The following is a 6328-nucleotide window of genomic DNA, read 5'->3' as shown; positions in this document are numbered from 1 at the left end:
GTGCCGGCGAAAGTCCCGGCAAGGGTGCCGGTCCCGCGCCCGGCAGGGGAAGCGGGCCGTCGGGCACCGGAAGGTGCTCGGTGCCAAGCGTGGTGGCACCGTCGGGGGTGCGGACCATGGCGTCGGGACCGGGTGCCAGCGGGACGGTCGGAGCGCCGCTTCCGGGCAGCACCCGTGACGGCACCTCGACCGCATTCGCCGGCGGAGACTGCGGCGGCGCCGGCCGTTCGTCGGGCAGCTTGCTGTTCAGCGGCGGTGGTGGAACCCCTTGCGCCGGCTTTGGCGTACCCACCACTACCCAATTCCCCGCGGGGTCCTGAACCAGATGGGCGGTGTCCCGGGTCGGAATCATTCCCAGGCCGCGCGCCGCCTCAGCCAACGCCGGAGCGGCCTGTGCCTCTTGGACGTCGCGTTCGAGCGCTTCTTTTTGCTGCTGGAGCAACTCGGTGCGCTGACGGGCGCTGCCCAGTTGGTAGGAGCGCTCGGCGGCGTCAGTGGACAGCCATAACGTCAGACCTAGTCCAGCGCCGAGCGAACCGATGACCAACACGACGAACGGGACCTTGGCCGCCAACGTTTGGGGGCGAAGGTCAATCGATGTCAGCCGATTGAATAGACGTTCCCGCAGCGGGAGTCGAACAACCTTGGGCTTCTTGGCTTTCCGGGCCTTCGCCCGCGCCTTGGCCTGGGTGGCGTTCTTTGGCCGGGCTGGACGATCGACGGGCCGCGCTGTCGGCGAAGTCTGCGGCGCCGATCGCGACATGCGTGGCTCACGGGCCGGCGCGGTAGCCTTTCCGGCCCGCGGACGGGTACGGCGCGCGACGGTCGACTCGGCTGCTCGACGCCCAGCGGCCCGGGAAGCACTCTTCTGCCCCCGACGCCGATCATCGGCGCGGGGCGGTTGCTCGTCGCGCTTGGCCTTCATGGGCCTCCCTCCGATTCCACACGTTGCAGGGCACGCAGACGCACCGCGGCACTGCGCGGGTTCTGCTCGATCTCGACGTGATCGGCACGTTCAGCGCCACGCGTCAGCAAGGTGAATTTCGGTGCATGCCCGGGCAATTCGACGGGCAGGTCGGACGGTGTGCTGGACGTGCTGACTTCGGAGAACATCCGCTTGACGATGCGGTCCTCCAGCGACTGATAGGCCATCACCACAATGCGGCCGCCGACTGTCAGGGCGTTCAGTGCCGGCGGTAGCGCGTCGCGCAACGCATCCAGTTCGCTGTTGACCGCGATACGCAAGGCCTGGAACGTCCGCTTTGCCGGATGACCGCCGGTGCGCCGGGCTGGTGCCGGAACCGCTTGGTAAATAACCTCTACCAGTTCGCCGGTGGAGGTGAACGGCGCGCGTGCGCGACGCCGGACGATGTGGGTTGCGATGCGGCGGGCCAGTTTTTCCTCGCCGTAACGGCGCAGGATGTCGGCCAGCGCGGACCCGTCGTAGGTGTTGACGATCTCGGCCGCGGTGAGCGCTGAGGTGGGGTCCATCCGCATGTCCAGCGGCGCGTCGTGGGCATAGGAGAACCCTCGCTCGGTGCGGTCCAGCTGCATCGACGAGACGCCCAGATCGAAAAGTATGCCGTCGACGGATTCGGTCGAGCCATAGCCCGATTCGGCCAGCGCCGTGCCGATCCCGTCATACCGGGTCTGCACCAGGGTGAGCCGGTCGGCAAAACGCGATAACCGTGCGCGGACGATGTCCAGTGCGGTTGGGTCGCGGTCGACACCGACGAGGTGTAGTCCGGGCAGTTCGGTGAGGAATCGCTCCGCGTGCCCACCGGCACCGATGGTCGCGTCAACGAGAACCGCGCCCGATCCGTCGGGATCCTGGCGCGTCAATGCGGGGTGGAGTAAGTCGAAGCACCGGTCGAGCAGCACGGGCGCGTGGCCGAATCCGCCAGTGGCGTCAGGCATGACAACACCTTCCCGACGAGTGGCCGCAGAGACGACTCGGCGGCCCCTTGCATCGAGGTCCCTGTCCGATGGCACGAACCTGGCGTTGGGGAAGTACGTCAGGGTCGGTTCGGACAGAGGCCACGATGCACGGGCACGCGCCTTAAATAATGTTGCCGAGTGCTTCATCGCTGGCCGCGGAGAAGTTCTCTTCGTGGGTCTCTTGATACTGCTGCCAGGCCAGCGCGTCCCAGATCTCCAGGTATTCAATCGATCCGATCACCACGCAGTCCTTGGCCAGGCCCGCGTAGCGGCGGTGATCAGCCGACAAGGTGATTCGGCCCTGGGCGTCGGGATGCTGTTCGTCGGTGCCGGCGGCCAGGTTGCGCAGGAATGCCCTGGCGTCCGGGTTGCTTCTCGAAGTCTGACTGGCTTTGCGGGCAAGATCTTCGAACGCCTCTCGTGGATAGACAGCGAGGCTGTGGTCCTGGCTCTTCGTGACCATCAACCCTCCTGCCAGCGCATCGCGGAACTTGGCGGGCAACGTGAGCCGCCCCTTGTCGTCGAGCTTTGGCGTGTAGGTGCCCAGAAACATCTGGCCACCTCCATGCCTTTCGACTTCCGCCACGATACCCCACACTCCCCCACTTCGCTCCATTTAACGACACGTATGTCACCGATTGATGTCGTTTCAGCAGGTTCTTGGCCACTGAGTCAGAGTGCGACGATCAAGCGAGTACCGGAGCGACACGAGAAATTGCCATGTGAGCTGCGGTTATCCCTGCGGTGGGGCGTAGTGGGGCATCTCAGCACGCATTGCCGGTCAGAGCTGCGCCGGCGGACACAAAAAAGGGCAGCCAGTAGCTGCCCATTGCGCCGCGAAATTTACTCCTCGAAGCGGCGGCGGAACCGGTCTTCCATCCGGCTGGTGAACGAGCCACCGGCGCCCTTACCGCGGCGCTGGCGTGCGGCCGGCGCGGGTCCGGGACGCTCCCCCCGCCCCGCGAGCCGCGGACCGGTGATGGCAAACACGACACCGCCGAACATCACGATGAAACCGAGCACAGACAGGGCCGGGAATGTTCCGATCATGGTGGCCTTAAACGCCACTCCGGAAACCAGCATCGCCAGTCCGAGCACAAACAGCCCGGCGCCCTGCAAACGTCGCCGCGCCGTCGGGGCGCGCAATCCGCCTCCGCGAACGCTCGAGGCGAATTTAGGGTCCTCGGCATAGAGAGCGCTCTCGATCTGGTCAAGCATCCGCTGCTCATGGTCGGAGAGTGGCATTCGTCCCTCCTTGCCGAAAACCTGTCACGTTAATACCGATAGCACGCTGGTGTCTGCCGCGGGGGCAACTAATAGGAATGATACGAGGTCAATCTGCCCGTTACCACCGCTTCGCCCGCTGATTGTAATCCCGGCCGGTCCGCGATCGACGCGCTGCCGCCGCCCACGATAATGGGATGGCCCACCGCACTGGACGACTGACGAGGAGACCGCACGTTGGCGACATTCCTCATCAACCTGCCGCCACACGATATGCAGCGGCGCCTTTCCGATGCCCTGGGTGTCTATGTCGACGCGATGCGCTATCCGCCGGGTACCGAGAATCAGCGCGCCGCCATGTGGCTCGAGCACACCCGGCGACGCGGTTGGCAGGCGGTGGCAGCTGTGGAAGTCGATTCGCCGGCCGGGGCCACCCCGGCATCTGACGAGCTGAGCGACGCGCCCCTGCTGGGCGTGGCCTACGGCTACTGTGGCGCGCCCGATCAGTGGTGGCAACAGCAGGTCGTGGCCGGCTTGCAGCGCAGCGGCTTACCCGGCCCGGAGATCATCGAGCTGATGTCCAGCTACTTCGAGTTGACCGAGTTGCACATTCATCCCCGTGCACAGGGCCGCGGCCTCGGCGAGGCACTGGCCCGCCGGCTGCTCTCCGAGCGCGGTGAAGCCAACGTGCTGCTGTCGACCCCGGAGACCAACGGTGAGGCGAATCGCGCCTGGCGGCTCTATCGGCGGTTGGGCTTTCTCGACATCATCCGCGGCTACCACTTCACCGGTGACCCACGGGCATTCGCGATTCTGGGCCGCAAGCTGCCGCTGTAGTCGCCCCGGTTCCGACCCGGTCTGGCACGATGACCTGGTGCCCGCCAGCGGTATACAGCTCTCGTCCCGGGGTTTCATGAGCACCCCGGCAGCCCGGCGTCGCCTGACCGCATTGACGATGCTGCTGCTGGCGATACCGCTGCTGGCCGGCTGCGTTCGAATCAAGGCGTCCATCACCATCTCCCCTGACGACCTGGTTTCCGGAGACATCGTCGCGGCGGCGAAGCCTCGCAACGACAAAGACGCCGGTCCGCAGTTGGATCCCAACCTGGCGTTCAGTCAGAAGGTCGCCGTTTCCAAATACGACCGCGACGGCTACGTGGGTTCACAGGCCACGTTTTCCGATCTGACCTTCGCTGAACTGCCGGAGCTTGCCCACATGAACTCCGACGCCCAAGGGGTGAACCTGTCGCTGCGCAGGGCCGGCGATCTGGTGATCCTCGAGGGGCGCGCGGACTTGACGTCGTTGACCGACCCAGAGGCGGACGTAGAGCTGTCCGTCGCCTTCCCCGGATCGGTGACCTCTACCAACGGTGAGCGCGTCGACGAGCAGACCGTTCAGTGGAAACTCAAGCCCGGCGTGGTCAGCCTCCTGACTGCTCAAGCCCGCTACACCGACCCGAGCACCCGCTCATTCCAGGGTGCCGCGTTGTGGCTGGCTCTGGCGTCGATCGCGGTAGCCGGCGCGGTTGCGCTGCTGGCCTGGTACACCCGCGATCGCTCGCCTCGGGTCGCCGAACCGAGCGACCCGCCGTCCAACTGACCGGCGCCGGCAGCGCTGCTCAGCGCGCCGGCGACCAGTAGTCCAGCATCTCGGCGAACGTATCGAACGCCGGCGCGGAGTTGCCGTAGGTGGCCTCGAGATGGAGGCTCAGCGGATAACCCAAGCCGGCGACACCGTCGATCACCCGCTTGTACAGATCGAGGGTCAGCTTGCGGCGCTGCGCCGGTTCGGTATTCGCCAAGGTTTTGACGAACGCCTGCTCCTCGGCCACGGCGGCGTTGCCCGGGTCCTGGATGAGCCAGTTGATGAAACCGACCCTCTCCTCGACTTTCGGTACGAACCCGAAACCCAACAGGATCTCCGGCCGGTGGTCGGTCTTCTTGGCGAACTCGGTCAAGTACCCCACGATCGCATCCGAATACAGCAACTGCGTCTGTGCGAACGTGGCACCCTGATCGCACTTGAAATTCAGCCGGCCTACTTCACCATCCCGCGTCGGGATCAGGATCACGCCGCGGTTTTTCACCAGCTCCTGAAAGATCGACAAGGCGTCGGTAGGCGCGACGCCGGAACCCTCACCGTCGACCATGGTTCGCGGAACCCCGACGAATACGATGCCGTCGATCCCCGAACCGACCAGATCGCCGAGCCGCTGACGCAAGACCGGCTCATCCATGAAAGCCGTAACCTGGCTACACAATCCGCGCACCCCGGGCAACTCCGGTTTGATGATCGACCAGAAGTCGAGAACGTCGAGCTTCGGCTTCATCTCGACCGGCCGGTCGTCCTCCTCTTCGATCAACCCCGGCATCATCACGTGCCCGATCTGCCCTTCGATGCCGGATTTGGCGGACAGCTCGAGCACCTTGTGGGCCTCTTCGAGCGCCTGCTCCGGCCCTCGATCTACGTTGGGCGGCACCACCTCGAGCGCGATCGTGTTCAAAGTCAACGAGCTGCTCCTCATTCAACGATCAGTTCCCCCGCCGCAGCAGATCAGATGCTGCGAACCAACGTCCGGCCATGCAACCACGAAAGCATAGGTGGCAGATAAAGAGGTTGTCGAAGCAACTGCCACCGCTGCGCCTGAGGGAGGCAAAACCCGCTGGACAGCGCGGCGCCGAATAGACTTGGCGGGCCATGATCTCAAGGGACCGGGAAGAGGTGTCGCGCTGAGCGTAGAAGCAGCGGCAACCATTGAGCTGGCTGACGCCGTCACTGACCAGTTGCGCAGGTATTTGCGCGACCGCCGGGCGGATGTCGCCTATATCGGAAGCGACTATGCCGTCCTGATCGCCGGCCTGGAGGAGTTCGTCCTCAGCGGTGGCAAGCGGCTGCGCCCGGCCTTCGCGTATTGGGGCTGGCGCGCGGTGTCGAGCGATGACGCCGGCGAGCAGCCATTGCTGTTGTTCGCGGCGCTGGAACTGCTGCATGCCTCGGCGCTGGTGCACGATGACGTGATCGACAACTCGGCGACTCGGCGCGGCCGACCGACCACACACGTCCAGTTCGCCGCCCTGCATCGCGACCGTCAGTGGCGTGGATCGGCGGACCAGTTCGGCACCTCGGCGGCGATCCTGCTGGGTGATCTGGCGCTGGCATGGGCCG

Annotated in this window: 8 protein-coding genes; 3 read left to right on the top strand and 5 right to left on the bottom strand. The window is 65.5% G+C overall.

The window, feature by feature from the left end; all coding sequences use genetic code 11:
* The 4 genes from WAO18_RS24495 to WAO18_RS24480 all read right to left on the bottom strand — a co-directional run.
* Nucleotides 1-925: hypothetical protein (locus WAO18_RS24495; RefSeq protein ID WP_422208817.1), on the bottom strand; the 925-nt coding region annotated here is incomplete at its 3' end.
* Complete coding sequence (gene rsmH, locus WAO18_RS24490) at nucleotides 922-2085, bottom strand: 16S rRNA (cytosine(1402)-N(4))-methyltransferase RsmH (RefSeq protein WP_422208816.1); 1164 nt, start codon at nucleotides 2083-2085, stop codon at nucleotides 922-924. The genes rsmH and WAO18_RS24495, both read right to left, overlap by 4 nt.
* Complete coding sequence (gene mraZ / locus WAO18_RS24485) at nucleotides 2060-2491, bottom strand: division/cell wall cluster transcriptional repressor MraZ (RefSeq protein WP_422208815.1); 432 nt, start codon at nucleotides 2489-2491, stop codon at nucleotides 2060-2062. Before mraZ ends, rsmH begins: the two co-directional genes overlap by 26 nt.
* Nucleotides 2492-2781: 290 nt before the next feature.
* Nucleotides 2782-3183 (bottom strand): DUF3040 domain-containing protein, encoded by a 402-nt coding sequence (locus WAO18_RS24480; RefSeq protein ID WP_422208814.1) that lies wholly within the window; start codon nucleotides 3181-3183, stop codon nucleotides 2782-2784.
* Nucleotides 3184-3399: 216 nt separating this feature from the next.
* Here WAO18_RS24480 and WAO18_RS24475 point away from each other — a divergent pair, with 216 nt between their 5' ends.
* The gene (locus tag WAO18_RS24475; RefSeq protein ID WP_422208813.1) at nucleotides 3400-3999 is read left to right on the top strand and encodes a GNAT family N-acetyltransferase; all 600 of its coding nucleotides are present in this window, start codon (nucleotides 3400-3402) and stop codon (nucleotides 3997-3999) included.
* A gap of 76 nt (nucleotides 4000-4075) precedes the next feature.
* Nucleotides 4076-4762 carry an LppM family (lipo)protein gene (locus WAO18_RS24470; RefSeq protein WP_422208819.1) on the top strand — a complete coding sequence of 229 codons (687 nt, stop codon included), beginning with the start codon at nucleotides 4076-4078 and terminating at the stop codon, nucleotides 4760-4762.
* A gap of 19 nt (nucleotides 4763-4781) precedes the next feature.
* On the opposite strand, the gene WAO18_RS24465 is transcribed toward WAO18_RS24470, so the two are convergent.
* Complete coding sequence (locus WAO18_RS24465; RefSeq protein WP_422208812.1) at nucleotides 4782-5672, bottom strand: mycobacterial-type methylenetetrahydrofolate reductase; 891 nt, start codon at nucleotides 5670-5672, stop codon at nucleotides 4782-4784.
* A gap of 250 nt (nucleotides 5673-5922) precedes the next feature.
* On the opposite strand from WAO18_RS24465, the gene WAO18_RS24460 reads away from it, so the two are divergent.
* Nucleotides 5923-6328, top strand: a 406-nt coding sequence (locus WAO18_RS24460) for a polyprenyl synthetase family protein (RefSeq protein WP_422208818.1), incomplete at its 3' end; no start/stop codon positions are given.

This window comes from Mycobacterium sp. (genome assembly GCF_049278535.1).
Classification (GTDB): Bacteria; Actinomycetota; Actinomycetes; order Mycobacteriales; family Mycobacteriaceae; genus Mycobacterium.
This window is presented reverse-complemented; position numbering and strand designations above follow the sequence as displayed.

What these genes read in the sequence shown, in the direction of transcription:
- rsmH (WP_422208816.1), bottom strand. Translation starts at nt 2,085, where the DNA reads ATGAAGCACTCGGCAACATTATTTAAGGCGCGTGCCCGTGCATCGTGG.
- mraZ (WP_422208815.1), bottom strand. Translation starts at nt 2,491, where the DNA reads ATGTTTCTGGGCACCTACACGCCAAAGCTCGACGACAAGGGGCGGCTC.
- WAO18_RS24480 (WP_422208814.1), bottom strand. Translation starts at nt 3,183, where the DNA reads ATGCCACTCTCCGACCATGAGCAGCGGATGCTTGACCAGATCGAGAGC.
- WAO18_RS24470 (WP_422208819.1), top strand. Translation starts at nt 4,076, where the DNA reads ATGAGCACCCCGGCAGCCCGGCGTCGCCTGACCGCATTGACGATGCTG.